A 17,749-nucleotide genomic window follows, 5' to 3' on the forward strand; every position below is an offset into this window, starting at 1 on the left:
CCGCACGGGCGGCGGGGCCGGGGCCCGTCGCACGCCGCCGCGGGAGCGGGCGCGAGGGCGTGCCGGCCGGGCGCCGCGGGGTTCTTCCCGGTCCTTCCCGCAGCACCGCCGGCTTCGCACCGGGAGGCCGTAGGGTGGATCGGGACCAGCGGGTCCCGACCCCGATATCCCCCCGATCGCGAGTTGGATTGATGACTTCCACCAAGACCGCGCAACGCCTGGCGGCTGTGCTGGCCGTACCGGCCCTGCTCCTCGTCTCGGCCTGCGGCTCCGACGACGGCGGCTCCGACAACTCCGGCCGCTCCGGCGGCGAGGCCACGACCGTGGTCTCGGGCGAACCGGGTGCCAAGCCGGAGATCGAGGTCGACCCCGACGCCGACTACCCCGAGGAGCCCCGCGTCACCGTCCTCACCGAGGGCGACGGCGACGAGGTCGCCGAGGGCGACTACGTCCGGACCGACCTGGTCGGCATGACCGCGGCCGACCAGGCGGAGCAGATCAACACCTGGACCGACCCGACGGCCCCCGCCCCGGGCTCCGAGGACGGCGAGGAGGCGGAGGAGGCCGAGGACGGGCCCCGCGCCCAGTACGTCGCGCGCCTGGGGGAGGACGGCATGATGCCGTCCGCGATCCTCGACGGCGTCATCGGCCAGCCGGTCGGCAGCCGGGTGCTGGTCGAGGGCCAGGTGGGCACGATCATCGGCCCGCAGGTCGTCCAGATGGGGATGGAGGAGGAGGACGGCATCGTCCTCGTCATCGACGTCGTCGCGGCCTCCTCCACCGACCCCGCGGGCGAGGTGGAGGGCGAGCAGGCCGAGCCCGCCGAAGGCATGCCCGAGGTCGTCTTCGGCGACGAGGGCCCCGAGATCACGGTGCCCGAGGGCGAGGACCCGCCGGCCGAGCGCCAGGAGCAGGTGCTGATCGAGGGCGACGGCCCGGAGATCACCGCCGGCGACGGCGTCATCGTCCAGTACGCGGGCGTCACCTGGGAGGACGGCGAGGTGTTCGACTCCTCCTGGCAGCGCGGGGAGGGCACCGCTTTCCAGATCGGTGTCGGCGCCGTGGTGCAGGGCTGGGACGAGGCGCTGACCGGCAAGAACGTCGGCGACCGGGTGCTGGTCGCCATCCCGCCGAACGAGGGTTACGGCGCGGCGGAGGGCCACGAGCTGCAGGACAGTACCCTGGTCTTCGTCGTGGATCTTCTGGGCGTCGTCTGACCCCGGAGCCGTGACCACAGGCCGCCGGACGGCCCGCCCGCGGCGGGCGGCGCGGTGGCCAGGAGCCAGCAGCCAACCAAGGAGCCATAGTCGTGAGCAACACCAAGCCCGAGGTCGATTTCCCGGGTGGCGAGCCGCCGGCCGACCTGGAGATCAAGGACCTCTGGGAGGGCGACGGCCCCGTCGCCGAGGCAGGCGCCAACGTCTCGGTCCACTACGTCGGCGTGGCCTTCTCCACCGGTGAGGAGTTCGACGCCAGCTGGAACCGCGGCCGTCCGCTCCAGTTCCAGCTGGGCGCCGGCCAGGTCATCTCCGGCTGGGACCGCGGTGTCCAGGGCATGAAGGTCGGCGGCCGTCGCCAGCTGACCATCCCGCCGCACCTGGCCTACGGCGACCGCGGTGCCGGCAACGTCATCCAGCCCGGCGAGACGCTGATCTTCGTCTGCGACCTCGTCGCGGTCTGAGGTCCGGCAGCGGACACCCCCGGCCCACCGCGGCCGGTGACGGCGGCCCGACCGCCGTCCAGGGCCCGGCCCCCGCGCGCTGCGCGGCGGCCGGGCCCTCGGTTTCGCCGACCGTGCCGAGGGCGGTACGGTCGGTCCCGTTACGACGGTGGAGAGAGGGCGGCGCGTCGATGGCCATTGCCAAGGCCGAGCGGCTGATGAACCTCGCGCTGTGCCTGCGGGGGGCGAGCCGCCCGCTGAGCAAGCGGGAGCTACGCGGTTCCATCGAGGCGTACATCGAGGCCGCCGGCGAGGAAGCCTTCAACCGCATGTTCGAGCGGGACAAGGACGACCTCCGGGAACTCGGCATGGTCATCGAGACCGTCGAGAGCCTGGACGGCGACACCGGCTACATCGCCCGGCCCGACTCCAACCGCCTCCCGCCGCTGAGCCTGGACGCCGCGGAGGCCGCCGCACTCGGACTCGCCGCCAAGGTCTGGCAGCAGGTCCGGCTCGCGGGCGCCGCCGGCGCCGCGCTCCAGAAGCTGCGGGCGGGCGGCATGCCGGAGACAGCCGACGCGGAGGTGCCCTTCAGCGCCCTGGAGCCCCGGATCCCCGCCGGGGAGGCGTCGTTCGAGCCGCTGATGATCGCGTGCCGCGACCGCCGTCCGGTGCTCTTCGAGTACCGCAAGGCGAGCGCCGCCCGCTCCACGCCCCGCACGGTCGAGCCCTGGGCGCTGGAGTGCTGGCGCGGCCATTGGTACCTCGCCGGCTGGGACCGCGGCCGCAGCGACCAGCGCGTCTTCCGGCTCTCCCGGATCATCGGCAAGGTCCGCTCCCGCGGCGGAGACTTCACCGCTCCGGTGCCCGACCGGGTGACGGTCCGGGAGTCGGTCGCGGCATGGGCCGGCGAGCACGCCACCGGGCAGGCCCGCATCCGGCTCCGTGCCGGCTCCGGCTATCCGCTGCGCGCCCGGGCCACCGAGCTCGTGCAGGGCGAGGACGGCTGGGACGAGCTGGAGCTGCCGCACGGGCACGGACTCGGCGCCTGGCTCGCCGAGTTCGGGCCGGACCTGGTCGTGCTGGAACCCGCGGAGCTGCGGGCCGACGTGGTGGACCGGCTGCGCGCCGTCGCCAAGGGATAGACCAGGGGAAGAGGAGAACTGCCATGGCGGTCAACGCCATCGACCGCACCAGGCGGCTGCTGTCGCTCGTCACCTACCTGCGGGACCGCCCGGGGGCCCGGGTCGACGAAGTGGCCCGCGCCTTCGGGGTGACCTCGGACGAGTTGATCTCCGACCTCCAGGTGCTCCCGATGTGCGGCACCAGTTTCCGCGGTGGGGACCTGCTCGACATCGACACCGACGGCGAGCGCATCTGGTGGTACAACGCCGAGGCCGTCGGCGACGACGCGGGCCGCCCGCTGCGGCTGGCGGCCGACGAGGCGACCGCGCTGCTGGTCGCCGCCCGCGCCGTCGCCACCCTTCCCGGACTGCGCGACAGCGACCGGGACGCGCTGCTGCGCGCCACCGCCAAGCTGGAGGCGGCCGCCGGGGAGACCGCCGCAGCCAGCTCCCGGCTGTCGGTGACGTTCGAGTCGGAGGGCGGGGTCTTCGCCGACATCGACCGGGCCATAGCGGAACGGCGCCGGGTGTGGATCCGGTACTACTCGCCCGGGCGCGACCGGCTCACCGACCGCGAGATCGACCCGATCCGGCTGTTCGCCGTCGGCCACACCTATGTCGAGGCATGGTGCCGCCGCTCCGAGGCGCGCCGTACCTTCCGGCTGGACCGGGTGGCGTCCATCGAGGTCCTCGACACGCCCGCCGAACCGCCGCCCGTCGAGCCGCGGGACCTCAGCGCCGGACTGGTCCAGCCCGCCGCCGGGGACCCGCAGGTGGTCATCGAGGTCGGCCCCGGCGGCCGCTGGGTCGCCGAGTACTACCCGCACGACACCGCCGAGGAGCTGTCGGACGGCGGGCTGCGCATCACCCTGCGGACGGCCGACCCCGCCACGCTGCGGCGGCTGGCGCTGCGGTTGGGCGGCGACGGCCGCATCGTCTCCCCGCCCGCGCTGGCACAGAGCGCCCGCGAGGCCGCCCGGGAGGCGCTGGCCGCCTACGGCGGGTGAGCCCGCGGGCGTGCTGATGCCGCCCGCCGGTCCCGGGGCGGGGGAGGACGCTGGGCTAGGCTCGCCGCATGTTCTGGCCCATGCTGCATCTCACGCTCGCCTTCTGCGGGGTGGCCGTCGTCGCCGTGTTCGCCGTCCGGGTCGGCATCGAGGTCCGGCGTTTCTCGGCGGCGGTCGGTGACAGCTCCGAGCGGATCGCCCGGGCCGCCGCCGACCTGGAGCGGGCCGCGGTGCCGCTCAGCCGCCACGGCGGCGCGCTCGGCAGCGGCCCTCCCGCGACATCCGAGGACCGGGACGCGCGGGGCTGACGGGCGGGGCGCGCGGCGTGCCCGCCAGGGCGCGCGGCGGGCGCCGGGCCGGTGACGCCACGGGGTTTCGGCGTCCCGGGCATTGCCTTGTATTTACCCCGAAGCGTTACCATGACTCGGCGTGCCGACCGGCCGGGACACACCCTGTCCGGCACAGCGAGGGACATCACGCACCCCCGAAAGAGATAGGTGGCCGAAGTGGGCGGAATCGGAGCGTGGCAGCTCGTCATCATCGCGGTACTCGTCGTCCTCGTCTTCGGGTCCAAGAAGCTGCCGGACACGGCCCGGGCGCTCGGCAAGTCGCTGCGCATCCTCAAGAGCGAGACCAGCGCGCTGCGCAAGGACGGTGAGACCACCGAGGCCCCGGTCGCGCAGCCGGACCCCGCCGCGCCGCAGCCGGCGGCCCGGACCATCCAGGCCGCCCCCGGCGACGTGAGCTCCGCCCGGCCGGTCGAGGAGCCCCGCGGCAACTCCCAGGGCTGACTTCCGAGATCCGCTGCGCAGGGCAGCTCGACGCGGGTCGGCGGTCGCCGGCCCGCCGTAGCAGATAGGGACGCGGGGTGCTGAAGGCCGCCCGGAACGGGGACCAGCGCAAGGAGAAGCCGCAGAAGGACCCCGAGGGGCGCATGTCCCTCGTGGACCACCTGCGGGAGCTGCGCAACCGGCTCGCCATCGGTGTGCTGGCGATCTTCGTGGTCACGGTCGTCGCGATGTTCTTCGCCAAGGACATCATGAGCCTGCTCACCGAACCGCTGCCGAACTGCCTGGAGGAGGAGCCCGGCTCCGGGCGGTGCGCGGACCTCGTGCAGCAGGGTCTGACCTCGCCGTTCACGACCTACGTCAAGGTCTCGCTCTTCACCGGCCTGGTGCTGGCCTCACCGGTGTGGCTGTACCAGCTCTGGGCGTTCATCGCCCCCGGCCTGCACCAGAACGAGAAGCGCTACTCCGCCGCCGTCGTCGCCTTCGGGGCGCCGCTGTTCCTGACCGGCGTGTACGTCGCCCACTGGCTGCTGCCCCGCGCGATCCCGGTGCTGCTGCAGTTCACCCCCGACAACGCCGGCAACCTCGTCACCGTCTCGGACCTGCTCGACATCACGGTGCGACTCGCCATCGCCTTCGGGTTCGCGTTCGAGCTGCCGCTGGTGCTGGTGATGCTCAACCTCGGCGGCGTCGTCAGCGGCCGGCGGATGCTGGGCTGGTGGCGCGGCATGGTGATGGGCATCGCCGTGTTCGCCGCGATCGTCACCCCCACCGACCCGATGTCCATGCTCGCCCTCGCCGTCCCGGTCACCGCGCTGTACTTCGTCGCCACCGGCATCGCGCTGTTGAACGACCGCCGCCGCGGTCGGGCCGCCGGACCCGAGCTGGGCGATGACGAGGCCTCCGACCTGGACCTCACCCCCGAGCCGATCGACGCCCCCGGCCGGGTCGCCCCGCCGCGTTCCTCCGGCGACGACGGCCCGCGTCGCTCCGGTGGCTTCGACGACGTGACCTGACACCCCGGGCACCTGCGGTGAACGACGCGATATGCCTGCTGGTCAACCCGACCGCGGGTCGGGGACGCGGGGGCCGGTACGCCGCGCCGACCGCCCGCGTGCTGCGGGACGCCGGCCACCCCGTGCGTGCGGTGGTCGGGCTGGACGCCTCCGACGCGCTGCGCCGCGCCCGTGAGGCCGTCGCCGGTGGCGCCCGCGCCCTGGTGGCGGTCGGCGGCGACGGGCTGGTCTCCCTCGCCCTCCACGCGCTCGCCGGCACCTCCACCCCGCTGGGCATCGTGGCCGCGGGCACCGGCGACGACTTCGCCCGCGCCCTGGGACTGCCGCTGCGGGCACCCGCCGCGGCGGCGGAGCGCACCGCCGCCGCGCTGGCGGCGGGCACCGCGACCCCGGTGGACCTCGGCCGGGTCGGGGACCGGTGGTTCGGCACGGTCCTCGCGGCCGGCTTCGACTCCCGTGTCAACGACCGGGCCAACCGGATGAACCGGCCGCGCGGCCGGCTCCGGTACGACCTGGCGATCCTGGCCGAGCTGGCGACGCTGCGGCCCGTCCCCTTCCGCCTCCGCCTCGACGAGGGGCCGTGGCAGGAGCTGGACGCCACCCTGGTGGCGGTGGGGAACGGCACCTCCTACGGCGGTGGCCTGCGGATTGCTCCCGGCGCGCGCACCGACGACGGCCGGTTCGACATCACGGTGGTGGGGGCCTGCTCCCGCCGGACGCTGCTGCGGGTGCTGCCGAGCGTGCGCCACGGCGGCCACGTCGACCATCCGCTGGTCACCGTGGTGCGCGCCGCCCGGGTGACCCTGGCGGCAGCCGTCACCACCGCCTACGCCGACGGCGACCCGCTGGGCGGCCTGCCCCTCACCGCCCGGACGGTCCCGGGCGCGGTGCGGGTGCTCGGCGCGGACGGCTGACGCGCCCCTTCGGCGGCCTCGGCGTGTCGCACGCCGTCCGGCAGCGCCCGTCGGTCGGCCGGGGCGCCCGCACCGCTGCAACGGCGGGCCCGAGCCTCCGCGCTCCCGCTGCCGGGAGTGCGCGCCCGGCGCGGGACACCCGGAAAACACCAGGTGTTCCGTCGGTGCGGGCCGGTAGGCTCGATGCACGATGACCGACGACCTCACCCCCGCCGAGCGCTACTCCGCGGCTCGTCGGCGCACCGCCGACCAGGCCACCGAGTTCGCGGCGTTCCGCGAGAGCTACGACTTCACCCTCGACCCGTTCCAGACCGACGCGTGCCGGGCATTGGAGGCCGGCCGCGGCGTGCTGGTGGCGGCGCCCACCGGCTCCGGCAAGACGATCGTGGGGGAGTTCGCCGTCCACCTGGCGCTCGCCCAGGGCCGCAAGTGCTTCTACACCACCCCGATCAAGGCGCTCTCCAACCAGAAGTTCAACGACCTCGCGAAGCGGTACGGCGCCGCCCACGTCGGGCTGCTGACCGGGGACAACAGCGTCAACGCCGAGGCGCCGGTGGTGGTGATGACCACCGAGGTGCTGCGGAACATGCTCTACGCCGGCTCCCGCACCCTCGACGGGCTGGGCTACGTCGTCATGGACGAGGTGCACTACCTCTCCGACCGCCTCCGCGGTGCCGTGTGGGAGGAGGTGATCATCCACCTCCCGGAGTCGGTCACCCTCGTCTCGCTGTCGGCGACCGTCTCCAACGCCGAGGAGTTCGGCGACTGGCTGGACACCGTCCGCGGCGACACCCAGGTCATCGTCTCCGAGCACCGGCCGGTGCCGCTGTGGCAGCACGTGCTGGCCGGCCGCCGGATGTACGACCTGTTCGAGGAGAAGGGCGGCCGCCGCGAGGTCAACCCGGAGCTGGTGCGGCTGGCACGGATGGAGAACAGCGGCCCCGGCGGCCGTGACGGCCGCCGCGGCCGGCCGCGGCGCGAGGCGGATCGCGAGCGGGAGCGCCGCCAGCGGGCCCGGATGTGGACCCCGGGGCGGCCTGAGGTCATCGACCGGCTGGACGCCGAGGGGCTGCTGCCCGCGATCACCTTCATCTTCAGCCGCGCCGGCTGCCAGGCCGCCGTGCAGCAGTGCCTCGTCGCAGGGCTGCGGCTCAACGACGCGGCCGAGCGCGCGAAGGTCCGCGAGATCGTGGAGGAGCGGACCGCCTCCATCGCGGAGGAGGACCTCCACGTCCTCGGCTACTTCGAGTGGCTGGAGGCGCTCCAGCGGGGCATCGCCGCCCACCACGCCGGGATGCTCCCCACCTTCAAGGAGGTCGTCGAGGAACTGTTCTCCCGCGGGCTGGTCAAGGCGGTGTTCGCCACGGAGACCCTGGCGCTGGGGATCAACATGCCGGCGCGCTCCGTGGTGCTGGAGAAGCTGGTCAAGTGGAACGGCGAGACGCACGCCGACATCACCCCGGGCGAGTTCACCCAGCTCACCGGGCGCGCCGGCCGCCGGGGCATCGACATCGAGGGCCACGCGGTGGTCCTCTGGCAGCGCGGCATGGACCCCGCCGCGCTCGGCGGCCTCGCCGGCACCCGGACCTACCCGCTGCGGTCCTCCTTCAAGCCGTCGTACAACATGGCGGTCAACCTGGTCGGCCAGTTCGGGCGTCACCGCTCGCGCGAGCTGCTGGAGACGTCGTTCGCGCAGTTCCAGGCCGACCGCTCGGTCGTCGACATCACCAAGCAGGTGCGGCGCAACGAGGAGGGCCTGGAGGGCTACCGCGCGTCCATGACCTGCCACCTCGGTGACTTCGAGGAGTACATGGGGCTGCGGCGCTCGCTGCGCGAGCGGGAGAACGAGCTCGCCCGGCAGGGCGCCACGCAGCGCCGCGCGGAGAGCGCCACCTCGCTGGAGCGGTTGCGGCCCGGTGACGTCATCCACGTCCCCGCGGGCCGGTTCGCGGGGCTGGCCCTCGTGCTCGACCCCGGTGTCGACACCGGGCGCGGTGCGCGGCACCCGCGTCGCGACGCCGGATGGGACGAGGGCCCCCGCCCGCTGGTACTCACCGCACAGCGGCAGGTCAAGCGCCTCAACGCGGCGGACTTCCCCGTACCGGTGGAGCCGATGGAGCGCATGCGGATCCCCAAGTCCTTCAGTGCGCGCAGCCCGCAGTCCCGCCGCGACCTCGCCTCGGCGCTGCGCACCAAGGCGGGGCACCTGGAACCGGAGCGCCACCGCGGCCGCCGGCGGGCCGAGGCGGCGGACGACGGCGAGATCGCCCGGCTCCGGTCGGCCATTCGCGCCCACCCCTGCCACGGGTGCGACGACCGGGAGGACCACGCCCGTTGGTCGGAGCGGTACCACCGGCTGCGGCGGGACACCCGGCAGTTGGAGCGCCGCATCCAGGGGCGGACCAACACCATCGCCCGCACTTTCGACCGCGTCTGTGCGGTGCTGAGCGAGCTCGGCTACCTCGACGGGGACCAGGTGACCGAGGACGGCCGCCGACTGGGCCGGCTCCACGGCGAGCTGGACCTGCTGGCGAGCGAGTGCCTGCGGGAGGGCGTCTGGGAGGGGCTCGGTCCGGCGGATCTCGCCGCCTGTGTCTCGGCGCTGGTCTTCGAGGCCCGGTCGGCCGACGACGCGCTGCCCCCGGACCTCCCTGCGGGTCCGGTGAAGGGCGCGCTGGCCGAGATGGTGCGCATCTGGGGCCGGCTCGACGCGGTCGAGGAGAACCACCGCATCGGGGAGTCGACCGGTGTGGGGCAGCGCGAGCCCGACCTCGGCTTCGCACTGCCGGTGCACCGCTGGGTGCACGGGCAGGGGCTCGACGCGGTGCTGCGCGAGGCGGAGATGCCCGCGGGGGACTTCGTGCGCTGGTGCAAGCAGGTGGTCGACGTCCTCGGCCAGGTGGCCGCGGCGGCCCCACCCGGCTCCTCGGTCTCGGCCAACGCGCGCAAGGCGGTGGACGGCGTCCTGCGGGGCGTGGTCGCCTACACCTCCGTCGGCTGACCGTCGGGGCGACGGGAGGTGTCCCCAGGTCTTCACCATCGGGGCCGGCCTGAAGGTGGTCGCCGCGGCGGTGGGTGCGGGCGTCGCGGCCACCGCCGCGTCGGCCCACGCCTCGCTGTACCTGCTGGCCGCGGCGCTGCTCCAGCCGGCCGCGGCCCTCTGCTACGTGCTGCTGCGCCGCCGGTGAGCCCCGCTCACGGGGCGCGCGGGGCAAACGGGGGTCAGCGGTCGAGGGTGTGGAGCACGCGCTGCAAGGAGCCGCCGAGCCCCCAGCGGGCGTCCAGCCCGGCGAGCGCGTCGGGGTCGCGCGGCGCCCGCGGCAGCGTGGCGTCCACCTGCCCCAGCGCCAGGTCGGTGGCGACCCGGACCACCCGTGGTGCCACGTCGAGGTAGTCGCCCGCCGCCAGCAGGTTCCGCCGCCGGGCCGGGGTCAACGAGGACATCGGGTCCGCCGCCGCGGCACGGACCCCGTCGAGATCGCCGAACTCGGCCAGCAACTGGGCCGCGGTCTTCTCCCCGATCCCCTTGACGCCCGGCAGCCCGTCGCTCGGGTCGCCGCGCAGCGCCGCGAAGTCGGCGTAGCGGTCCGCGGGCACGCCGTACCGCTCCCGCACCAGCTCCTCGGTGACGCGGTCGCAGTCGCCCACCCCCTTGCGGGGGTAGAGGACCCGCACCCCGCGTGCGTCGTCCACCAGTTGGAAGAGGTCACGGTCGCCGGTGACGATGTCGCAGGGTCCGGTCGACCGCGTCGCCAGGGTGCCGATCACGTCGTCCGCCTCGTACCCCGCGGCGCCCACCCGGGCGATCCCCAGCGCGTCCAGTACCGCCTCGATGACGGGGACCTGCGGCGAGAGGGTGTCCGGGGTCTCCTCGACGTCGGGGCCGCCGCCGACCTCCTCCTCGACCCGGTGCGCCTTGTACGACGGGATGAGCTCCACCCGCCACGCGGGCCGCCAGTCGGCGTCGGCGCAGGCCACCAGCGCGTCGGGCCGGTGGTCCGTGACCAGGCGTGCAATGAAGTCGAGCAGGCCGCGCACGGCGTTGACGGGCGTGCCGTCGGGCGCTCGGACGGTCTCCGGCACCCCGAAGTAGGCGCGGAAGTACAGGGACGCGGTGTCGAGAAGCATCAGCCGAGGAGTCACCCCCGGATCATCGCGCACGGGACCGACAACAGCACGTCACCCCGCCCGCCGCCGGCGACGGGCGGCGCCGGTCCCGACGGGCGCGATCGGCGAGCTCCGTGCGCATCCGCCCGGCACCCCCGTAGCCTGGGCGGCCGCGCCGGGACACCGCCGGTCCCGCCGCACGCCGACGCGGCGCGCCCCGGTGCGCCGGTAAGGGGACTGAGCCCATGCGCGTCGTCTCGCTCGTGCCGTCGTTGACCGAGGCCGTCGCGGCCACCGGGCGGGAGCTGCTGGTCGGGGCGACCGACTGGTGCGAGCGCCCCGCCGACCTCGACGTCGCCCGGGTCCGCGGCACCAAGAACCCCGATCTCGCGGCGGTCGCCGCGCTCCGCCCCGACGTGGTGCTCGCCAACGAGGAGGAGAACCGCGCACCCGACCTCGCGGCTCTGCGGTCGGAGGGGATCGAGGTGCTGGTCACCCGGATCCGCACGCTGCCCGAGGCCCTCACCGAGCTGGAGCGCGCCCTGGTGACGGGGTGCGGCCTGGCACGGCCGGCGTGGCTGGACGACGCCGCGGACGCCTGGCGGCAGGCCGACCGGGTCTTCGACGCCGACGCGGTCGTCCCGATCTGGCGCCGGCCGTGGATGGTGCTGGGCCGCGACACTTTCGCCGGCGATCTGCTCTCCCGGCTGGGTGTCCGCAACGTGTGGGCCGCCCACCCCGAGCGCTACCCCCGCATCGAGGTGGAGCGGCTGCGGGGAGCCGGCGCCGATCTGGTGGCGCTGCCCGACGAGCCCTATGCGTTCACGGCGGACGACGGCCCGGAGGCGTTCCCCGACCTGCCCGCCGCGCTGCTCAGCGGGCGGCACCTGACCTGGTACGGCCCCTCGCTCGTCGAGGCGCCGGACGTGCTCACCGCCGCGCTCTCCGCTGCCGCTCCGCGCGCCGACCGGCCCGGATGACGCGGCCGCCCCACGGGCCCGCCTCGCCCCACGGGCCCGGGCGCCTCGGTGGTTGCCGGGGGATCGGCCGACGGGGTCAGCCCGCGATCCGGGAGCGCCAGTCGGCGGGCAGCCGCTCCAGCGGCCCCGGCGTGGTCACGTCGAAGGGGTGCTCCGCCGGCGGCGCCAACTCCGGGCCGCCGAGCACCTGCTCCTCGTCGTAGTCCCAGAACCAGTCCTCCCCGGGCTGGAAGCTCTGCACGTAGCGATGGCCGCTGGTGCGATGGTGCGCGGTCGCGTGGCGGCCGGGGGAGGAGTCGCAGCAGCCGACGTGCCCGCACTGGGCGCACCGCCGCAGGTGCACCCACCAGCCGGCCTCGGCCTCGCAGTCCGCGCAACCGGGTCCGCTCGGTGGCATCGTCACGTCGATGCCGGGGGAGTCCGCCCGCAGCGCGGCGGTGTCGCGGTCGGTCATGGTCGTACCTCCTGCCTGGCCCTCGACCGGGGCTCGGCGGCGGACCGCCGCGCCGGGTGCGCCGCCGGCAGGGCGCCGATGCCCGGCCGGGTGCCGTCCGCGGTTCCACCGTACGAGTGACGCCGGGCGTCCGCCCGGTGGGAGCGGGGCGGGCGGCGGCGCCGCGCGCCGGAGGGGCGTCAGCGCGCCGCGGGGGAGGTTCGGGCGCGCTCCTCGGCCGCCGCGGCCGCCGCCGTGACCAGCGCGGCCGCCAGTCTGCCGTCGTCGCCCGCCTCCGGGTGCCACTGCACGCCCAGCACCAGCGGGCCGTCCGGTCGTTCCACCGCCTCCACCAGGCCGTCCCCGGCGAAGGCGGAGACGACCAGCCCGTCGCCGACCCGGTCCACCGCCTGGTGGTGGTAGGTCGGCACCGGCAGCTCGCCGGTGCCCAGGACGCCGGCGAGCCGGGTCCCGGCGACCGGCCGTACCGGGTGGCGGCCGAAGACGCCCGGCTGCCCGCCGTGGCCCTCCACGTGCTGCACCAGCGTCCCGCCGAGGGCGACGTTGAGCAGCTGCATGCCGCGGCAGACCCCGAGCACCGGCACGCCCTCCGCGAGCGCCGCGCGGATCAGCGCGAGCTCCCCGGCGTCGCGGGCGTGGGCGCTGGGTCCGCAGCGCGGATGCCGGGCCGCGCCGTACCGTTCCGGCGCCACGTCCGGGCCGCCGGCGACGACGAGCCCGTCGAGGCGGCGGAGCAACTCGGCGGCGTCCGCCTCGTCGTCCGGCGGCAGCAGTACCGGCAGGCCGCCGGCCGCCCGCACCTGCCGGTGGTAGCCGGCCGGCAGCACCGCCGCCGGCAGGTCCCACACCCCCCACCGCACCGACGACTCGACATAGGTGCTCACGCCGATCATCGGCCGTGCCACGGTTCCTCCTCGTCCCCGCGGTCTCCCCGCGGTCCGTTGCCGACATCCCGCCCCGCGGGGCGCGGTCGTGCCCTCATGTCAGGAACCCCCGCAGCAGCGCCGCGGTCCCGGCGCAGTGCTCCCGCATCGCGGCACCCGCCGCCGGTGCGTCGCCCGCCAGCACGGCGGCCACGACGCGGGCGTGCTGCCGCTGGGAGTGCTCCAGGTTCCGCTCCAGCAGCGGGATCCCGTCCAGCAGCACGTTCAACGAGGCACGGGCCTGCGCGTAGTGGGCGGAGAGCGACGGCGACCCGGTGAGTGCGGCGAGCGTCAGATGGAACCGGGTGTCCGCGCGCCGGTACTCCGACGGGGGCGCCGCGGCGGTCCCCTCCAGCACCTCGCGCAGCTGCTCCGTCTCCTCGACCCGCAGTCCCTGGGCGGCGCACAGCTCGGCCGCACCGACGTCCAGCACCTCGCGCAGCCGCAGCGTGTCGGCCACGTCCACGCCGCCGGGCGGGGCCGCCCCGCCCCGGGCGGGTGCGGCGGCCACGAACGTACCGCCGTAGCGGCCGCGCCGACTGACCACGAGACCCTGGGCGCGCAGCACCTCCAGCACCTCGCGCAGCGTCGCCCGGCTCACGCCCAGCAGCCGCGCCAGTTCACGCTCGGGCGGCAGCCGCTCCCCGGCGCCCACCAGCCCCAGCCGGAGGGTGCGGAGCAGGCGCTCCAGCACCTCCTCGAAGCCGCTGTCGGCGCGCACCGGACCGAGGAGGGCGGCCGCCCCGGGCGGGGCGCCCACCGTGTCGCCGCCGGTCGGGTCGGTCGGGTGCGGCGGTGGGCCGGGGGACGGCGGTGGCGTGTCGTCGTCGCCCATGCACCGCCTCCCTCCTCCGCACCCGTCGGCTCCGTACCCCGCGTCCGCGTGAGGCGGGCCGCGGCGGCCGACGCACCACGCGGTCGGCGTCCTTCCCAAGTAATGGTTCGCGCCAGTACCTTAAGGCACCCGGCGACCGACAGGAGGCCGAACGTGGCCGAACGCACGCCCCCGCTCTCCGTCGAGGAGCTGCGGGTTCTCACCGACGAGGACCGGATCGACACCGTCGTCCTGGCCTTCACCGACATGCAGGGCCGGCTCCAGGGCAAGCGGTTCGACGCCCGGTTCTTCCTCGACGAGGTCCTGGAGCGCGGCACCGAGGGCTGCACCTACCTGCTCGCCGTCGACGTCGACCTCAACACGGTCGACGGGTACGCCATGTCGTCCTGGGAGAAGGGCTACGGCGACTTCGCGATGCACGCCGACCCGGCGACCCTGCGCCTGGTGCCCTGGCAGCCCGGCACCGCCATGGTCAACGCCGATCTCACCTGGCACGACGGCACCCCCGTCGCGGCCTCGCCCCGCCAGATCCTGCGGCGGCAGCTCGACCGCCTCGCGGAGCACGGCTGGACCGCGCTGGCCGCGACCGAGCTGGAGTTCCTCGTCTTCAACGACAGCTACGAGCAGGCGTGGGACGCCGGGTACCGCGGTCTCACCCCCGCCAACCAGTACAACGTCGACTACTCCGTGCTCGGTACCGCGCGGGTCGAGCCGCTGCTGCGGGCGATTCGCCGCGGCATGAGCGGGGCGGGGCTGCGCGTCGAGTCCGCCAAGGGCGAGTGCAACCTCGGCCAGCACGAGATCGTCTTCCGGTACGACGACGCCCTCACCACCTGCGACCAGCACGTCGTGTACAAGACCGGCGCCAAGGAGATCGCCGCGCAGCACGGCTCGGCGCTGACCTTCATGGCCAAGTACGACGAGCGCGAGGGCAACAGCTGCCACGTCCACCTCTCGCTGCGGGACGCCGAGGGCCGGCCGGTCCTCGCCGACGACAGCGATCCCCACGGCATGTCGGCGACGATGCGGCACTTCCTCGCCGGCCAGCTCGCCGCTCTTCCCGACCTCACGCTGCTCCACGCCCCCAACATCAACTCCTACAAGCGCTTCCGGCCGGGTTCCTTCGCGCCCACCGCGGTCGCCTGGGGACCGGACAACCGCACGTGCGCGCTGCGGGTCCTGGGCCACGGCGCCGGCCACCGGCTGGAGAACCGCCTCCCCGGCGGCGACGTCAACCCCTACCTGGCCGTGGCCGCGATGATCGCCGCGGGACTCCACGGCGTCGAGCAGCGGCTCGAACTCCCCGAGCCCTGCCTCGGCAACGCGTACACCGGCGACGCCGAGCACGTCCCGGCCACGCTGCGCGAGGCGGCCGACCGCTGGGGCGCCTCGGAGCTCGCGCGCACCGCCTTCGGCGACGAGGTCGTCGAGCACTACCGCACCATGGCCCGCGTCGAGCAGGACGCCTACGACGCGGCCGTCACCGACTGGGAACGCGTCCGCTCCTTCGAGCGGATGTGACCCGGCCGGGCGGCGACCGCCCACGCGCCCGTACCGCGCCCCTCCCGGACGCAACCGGCCGCCACCGGCCCGGCCGTACCGTCCGCATGCCCGTACCGCCCGCACCGACCCAGGAGCCGCCCGCCGTGCACCGCCCCGACCCCGCCGACCCGCCCCGCGACGGCGGGAGCGACCACACCCTGACGCTCATCGACCCCGCCACCGAGCAGGTCATCACCACGCTGCCGGGGACATCCCCGGCCGAGGTCGACGCCGCCGTGCGCCGTGCCGCCGCCGCGCAGCAGCGGTGGGCGGCGCTGGCGCCGGCCGACCGCGCCCGGCTGCTGCGGCGGTTCGCCGCCGAGGTCGACACGCACCTGGAGGAACTCGCGGCCACCGAGACCCGGGAGGCCGGCCACCCGCTGGCCGGCTCCCGCTGGGAGGCCGGCAACGTCCGCGACGTCCTGGAGTACGCGGCGGGCGGCGTGGAACGCCTCCACGGCCGCCAGATCCCGGTCGCCGGCGGCATCGACGTCACCTTCGCGGAGCCGCTGGGCGTCGTCGGCGTCATCGCGCCGTGGAACTTCCCGATGCCCGTGGCCGCTTGGGGCAGCGCCCCCGCGCTCGCCGCCGGCAACGCCGTCCTCCTCAAACCCGCCGAGGCCACACCGCTCACCGCACTCCGGCTCGCCGAACTCGCGCTCGCCGCAGGCCTCCCCGAGGGGCTCTTCCAGGTGCTGCCCGGCGCCGGCGACATCACCGGCGCGGCCCTCGTCGACCACCCCGGCGTGGCGAAGATCGTCTTCACCGGGTCCACCGCCGTCGGCCGCCGCATCATGACCCGCTGCGCCGCCACCACCAAGCGGCTGACCCTCGAACTCGGCGGCAAGAGCCCCAACATCGTCTTCGCCGACGCCGACCTGGAGAGCGCCGCCGCCGCCGCTCCCGGTTCCTTCCTGGACAACACCGGCCAGGACTGCTGCGCCCGCAGTCGCATCCTCGTCCAGCGCTCCTGCTACGACCGGTTCCTGGAACTGCTGGAGCCCGCCGTGCTCGCGCTGCGCACCGGCGACCCCACCGACCCCGCCACCGACCTCGGCCCGCTGATCTCCGGCCCCCACCGCGAGCGGGTCCGCGCCCTGGTGCCCGAGTCCACCCCGGCGGCCGTCCGCGGCACCGTCCCGCAGGGGCCGGGGTACTGGTACCCCGCCACCGTGCTGGAGGCCGCCCGCGCCCCGGAAGCCGCTCTGACCGAGGAGGTGTTCGGGCCCGTCGCCGTGGTGATCCCGTTCGACGAGGAGCCCGACGCGGTCCGGCTGGCGAACGCCACCGACTATGGACTGGCCGGCTCCCTGTGGACCCGCGACATCGGCCGCGCCCTGCGCGTCGCCCGTGCGGTCCACGCCGGCAACCTCTCCGTCAACTCCCACAGCGCCGTCCGGTACGCCACGCCGTTCGGCGGGTTCAAGCAGTCCGGCCTGGGGCGGGAGTTGGGCCCCGACGCGCTCGACGCCTTCACCGAGACCAAGAACGTCTTCATCAGCACCGAGGAGAACGCGTGACCCAGCAGCCCGACGCCACCGGACCCGCCACCGGACCCGCCGCCGCGCCGGTCTGCCGACGCCTCGTGGGCCGCACCGCCGTGGTCACCGGGGCCGGCAGCGGCATCGGACTGGCCTCCGCGCGGCGCCTCGCCGCCGAGGGAGCCCACGTGGTCTGCGCCGACGTCGACGCCACCGCGGGCCAGGCGGCTGCCCGGGAGACCGGCGGGATCTTCGTCGCCACCGACGTCACCGACGCCGACCAGGTCGCGGCACTGTTCGCCACGGCCCACGAGACCTACGGATCGATCGACGTCTCGTTCCACAACGCCGGCATCTCCCCGCCCGACGACGACTCGATCCTCACCACCGGCATCGACGCCTGGCAGCGGGTGCAGCACACCAACCTGACCTCCGTGTACCTCTGCTGCCAGGCCGTGCTGCCCTACATGCGCGAGCAGGGACGCGGTTCCGTCATCAACACCGCCTCCTTCGTCGCCGTCATGGGCGCCGCGACCTCCCAGATCAGCTACACCGCCTCCAAGGGCGGGGTGCTGGCGATGTCCCGGGAGCTGGGCGTGCAGTTCGCCCGCGAGGGCATCCGCGTCAACGCCCTGTGCCCCGGGCCGGTCAACACCCCGCTGCTGAAGGAGCTGTTCGCCAAGGATCCCGAGCGCGCGGCCCGGCGGCTCGTCCACGTCCCCATGGGGCGTTTCGCCGAGCCGGAGGAGATCGCCGGGGCGGTCGCCTTCCTCGCCAGCGACGACTCGGCCTTCGTCAACGCCTCGTCGTTCCTGGTCGACGGCGGGATCTCGGGGGCGTACGTCACCCCGTTGTGACCCTCGCCACCGGTCCGGAAACCGCCTCGTCCCGGCCGGTGCGGCCACCTCGGGGCCCGAG

General features: G+C 75.0%; 17 protein-coding genes. 13 read left to right on the top strand and 4 right to left on the bottom strand.

Annotated elements, in window-relative coordinates; genetic code table 11:
- Nucleotides 1-191 precede the first annotated feature (191 nt).
- From HCN52_RS07360 to HCN52_RS07400, 9 genes are all read left to right on the top strand, one after another.
- Nucleotides 192-1,217 carry an FKBP-type peptidyl-prolyl cis-trans isomerase gene (locus HCN52_RS07360; RefSeq protein ID WP_168087556.1) on the top strand — a complete coding sequence of 342 codons (1,026 nt, stop codon included), beginning with the start codon at nucleotides 192-194 and terminating at the stop codon, nucleotides 1,215-1,217.
- A gap of 92 nt (nucleotides 1,218-1,309) precedes the next feature.
- Nucleotides 1,310-1,681, top strand: coding sequence for an FKBP-type peptidyl-prolyl cis-trans isomerase (locus HCN52_RS07365; protein WP_168087557.1), 372 nt, complete (start codon nucleotides 1,310-1,312; stop codon nucleotides 1,679-1,681).
- 170 nt (nucleotides 1,682-1,851) lie between these two features.
- Entirely contained in the window at nucleotides 1,852-2,805 is a 954-nt protein-coding gene (locus HCN52_RS07370; RefSeq protein WP_168087558.1) for a helix-turn-helix transcriptional regulator, read from the top strand.
- 23 nt (nucleotides 2,806-2,828) lie between these two features.
- Nucleotides 2,829-3,791 (top strand): helix-turn-helix transcriptional regulator, encoded by a 963-nt coding sequence (locus HCN52_RS07375; protein ID WP_168087559.1) that lies wholly within the window; start codon nucleotides 2,829-2,831, stop codon nucleotides 3,789-3,791.
- A gap of 68 nt (nucleotides 3,792-3,859) precedes the next feature.
- The gene (locus HCN52_RS07380; RefSeq protein WP_168087560.1) at nucleotides 3,860-4,099 is read left to right on the top strand and encodes a hypothetical protein; all 240 of its coding nucleotides are present in this window, start codon (nucleotides 3,860-3,862) and stop codon (nucleotides 4,097-4,099) included.
- A gap of 198 nt (nucleotides 4,100-4,297) precedes the next feature.
- Nucleotides 4,298-4,582: a Sec-independent protein translocase subunit TatA gene (tatA, locus tag HCN52_RS07385; protein ID WP_168087561.1), complete on the top strand. Its 285-nt coding sequence runs from the start codon at nucleotides 4,298-4,300 to the stop codon at nucleotides 4,580-4,582.
- Between the two features lie 77 nt (nucleotides 4,583-4,659).
- Nucleotides 4,660-5,595 carry a twin-arginine translocase subunit TatC gene (gene tatC / locus HCN52_RS07390; RefSeq protein WP_312876589.1) on the top strand — a complete coding sequence of 312 codons (936 nt, stop codon included), beginning with the start codon at nucleotides 4,660-4,662 and terminating at the stop codon, nucleotides 5,593-5,595.
- A gap of 17 nt (nucleotides 5,596-5,612) precedes the next feature.
- On the top strand, nucleotides 5,613-6,509 hold the full coding sequence (locus HCN52_RS07395; RefSeq protein WP_168087562.1) for a YegS/Rv2252/BmrU family lipid kinase: 897 nt from the start codon (nucleotides 5,613-5,615) through the stop codon (nucleotides 6,507-6,509).
- A gap of 190 nt (nucleotides 6,510-6,699) precedes the next feature.
- The gene (locus HCN52_RS07400; protein ID WP_168087563.1) at nucleotides 6,700-9,510 is read left to right on the top strand and encodes a DEAD/DEAH box helicase; all 2,811 of its coding nucleotides are present in this window, start codon (nucleotides 6,700-6,702) and stop codon (nucleotides 9,508-9,510) included.
- A 221-nt stretch (nucleotides 9,511-9,731) separates the two neighbouring features.
- On the opposite strand, the gene HCN52_RS07405 is transcribed toward HCN52_RS07400, so the two are convergent.
- Nucleotides 9,732-10,637: a 5'-3' exonuclease gene (locus tag HCN52_RS07405; protein WP_168087577.1), complete on the bottom strand. Its 906-nt coding sequence runs from the start codon at nucleotides 10,635-10,637 to the stop codon at nucleotides 9,732-9,734.
- A gap of 224 nt (nucleotides 10,638-10,861) precedes the next feature.
- Here HCN52_RS07405 and HCN52_RS07410 point away from each other — a divergent pair, with 224 nt between their 5' ends.
- Nucleotides 10,862-11,596, top strand: coding sequence for a helical backbone metal receptor (locus HCN52_RS07410; protein ID WP_168087564.1), 735 nt, complete (start codon nucleotides 10,862-10,864; stop codon nucleotides 11,594-11,596).
- A gap of 76 nt (nucleotides 11,597-11,672) precedes the next feature.
- On the opposite strand, the gene HCN52_RS07415 is transcribed toward HCN52_RS07410, so the two are convergent.
- The 3 genes from HCN52_RS07415 to HCN52_RS07425 all read right to left on the bottom strand — a co-directional run bounded on the left by HCN52_RS07415 (nucleotide 11,673) and on the right by HCN52_RS07425 (nucleotide 13,808).
- The gene (locus HCN52_RS07415; RefSeq protein ID WP_168087565.1) at nucleotides 11,673-12,050 is read right to left on the bottom strand and encodes a UBP-type zinc finger domain-containing protein; all 378 of its coding nucleotides are present in this window, start codon (nucleotides 12,048-12,050) and stop codon (nucleotides 11,673-11,675) included.
- Nucleotides 12,051-12,229: 179 nt separating this feature from the next.
- Nucleotides 12,230-12,955, bottom strand: a complete 726-nt coding sequence (locus HCN52_RS07420) for a gamma-glutamyl-gamma-aminobutyrate hydrolase family protein (RefSeq protein ID WP_376767101.1) — start codon at nucleotides 12,953-12,955, stop codon at nucleotides 12,230-12,232.
- Nucleotides 12,956-13,028: 73 nt separating this feature from the next.
- Nucleotides 13,029-13,808 carry a FadR/GntR family transcriptional regulator gene (locus tag HCN52_RS07425; RefSeq protein WP_168087566.1) on the bottom strand — a complete coding sequence of 260 codons (780 nt, stop codon included), beginning with the start codon at nucleotides 13,806-13,808 and terminating at the stop codon, nucleotides 13,029-13,031.
- A 153-nt stretch (nucleotides 13,809-13,961) separates the two neighbouring features.
- Here HCN52_RS07425 and HCN52_RS07430 point away from each other — a divergent pair, with 153 nt between their 5' ends.
- From HCN52_RS07430 to HCN52_RS07440, 3 genes are all read left to right on the top strand, one after another.
- Entirely contained in the window at nucleotides 13,962-15,329 is a 1,368-nt protein-coding gene (locus HCN52_RS07430; RefSeq protein WP_168087567.1) for a glutamine synthetase family protein, read from the top strand.
- 86 nt (nucleotides 15,330-15,415) lie between these two features.
- Nucleotides 15,416-16,870, top strand: coding sequence for an aldehyde dehydrogenase family protein (locus HCN52_RS07435; protein ID WP_168087568.1), 1,455 nt, complete (start codon nucleotides 15,416-15,418; stop codon nucleotides 16,868-16,870).
- Nucleotides 16,867-17,688 (top strand): 3-oxoacyl-ACP reductase, encoded by an 822-nt coding sequence (locus tag HCN52_RS07440; RefSeq protein ID WP_168087569.1) that lies wholly within the window; start codon nucleotides 16,867-16,869, stop codon nucleotides 17,686-17,688. The genes HCN52_RS07435 and HCN52_RS07440 overlap by 4 nt, the downstream gene beginning before the upstream one ends.
- The last annotated feature ends 61 nt before the right edge of the window (nucleotides 17,689-17,749 follow it).

The sequence above is a fragment of the Streptomyces bohaiensis genome, from assembly GCF_012033785.1.
Classification (GTDB): Bacteria; Actinomycetota; Actinomycetes; order Streptomycetales; family Streptomycetaceae; genus Streptomyces; species Streptomyces bohaiensis.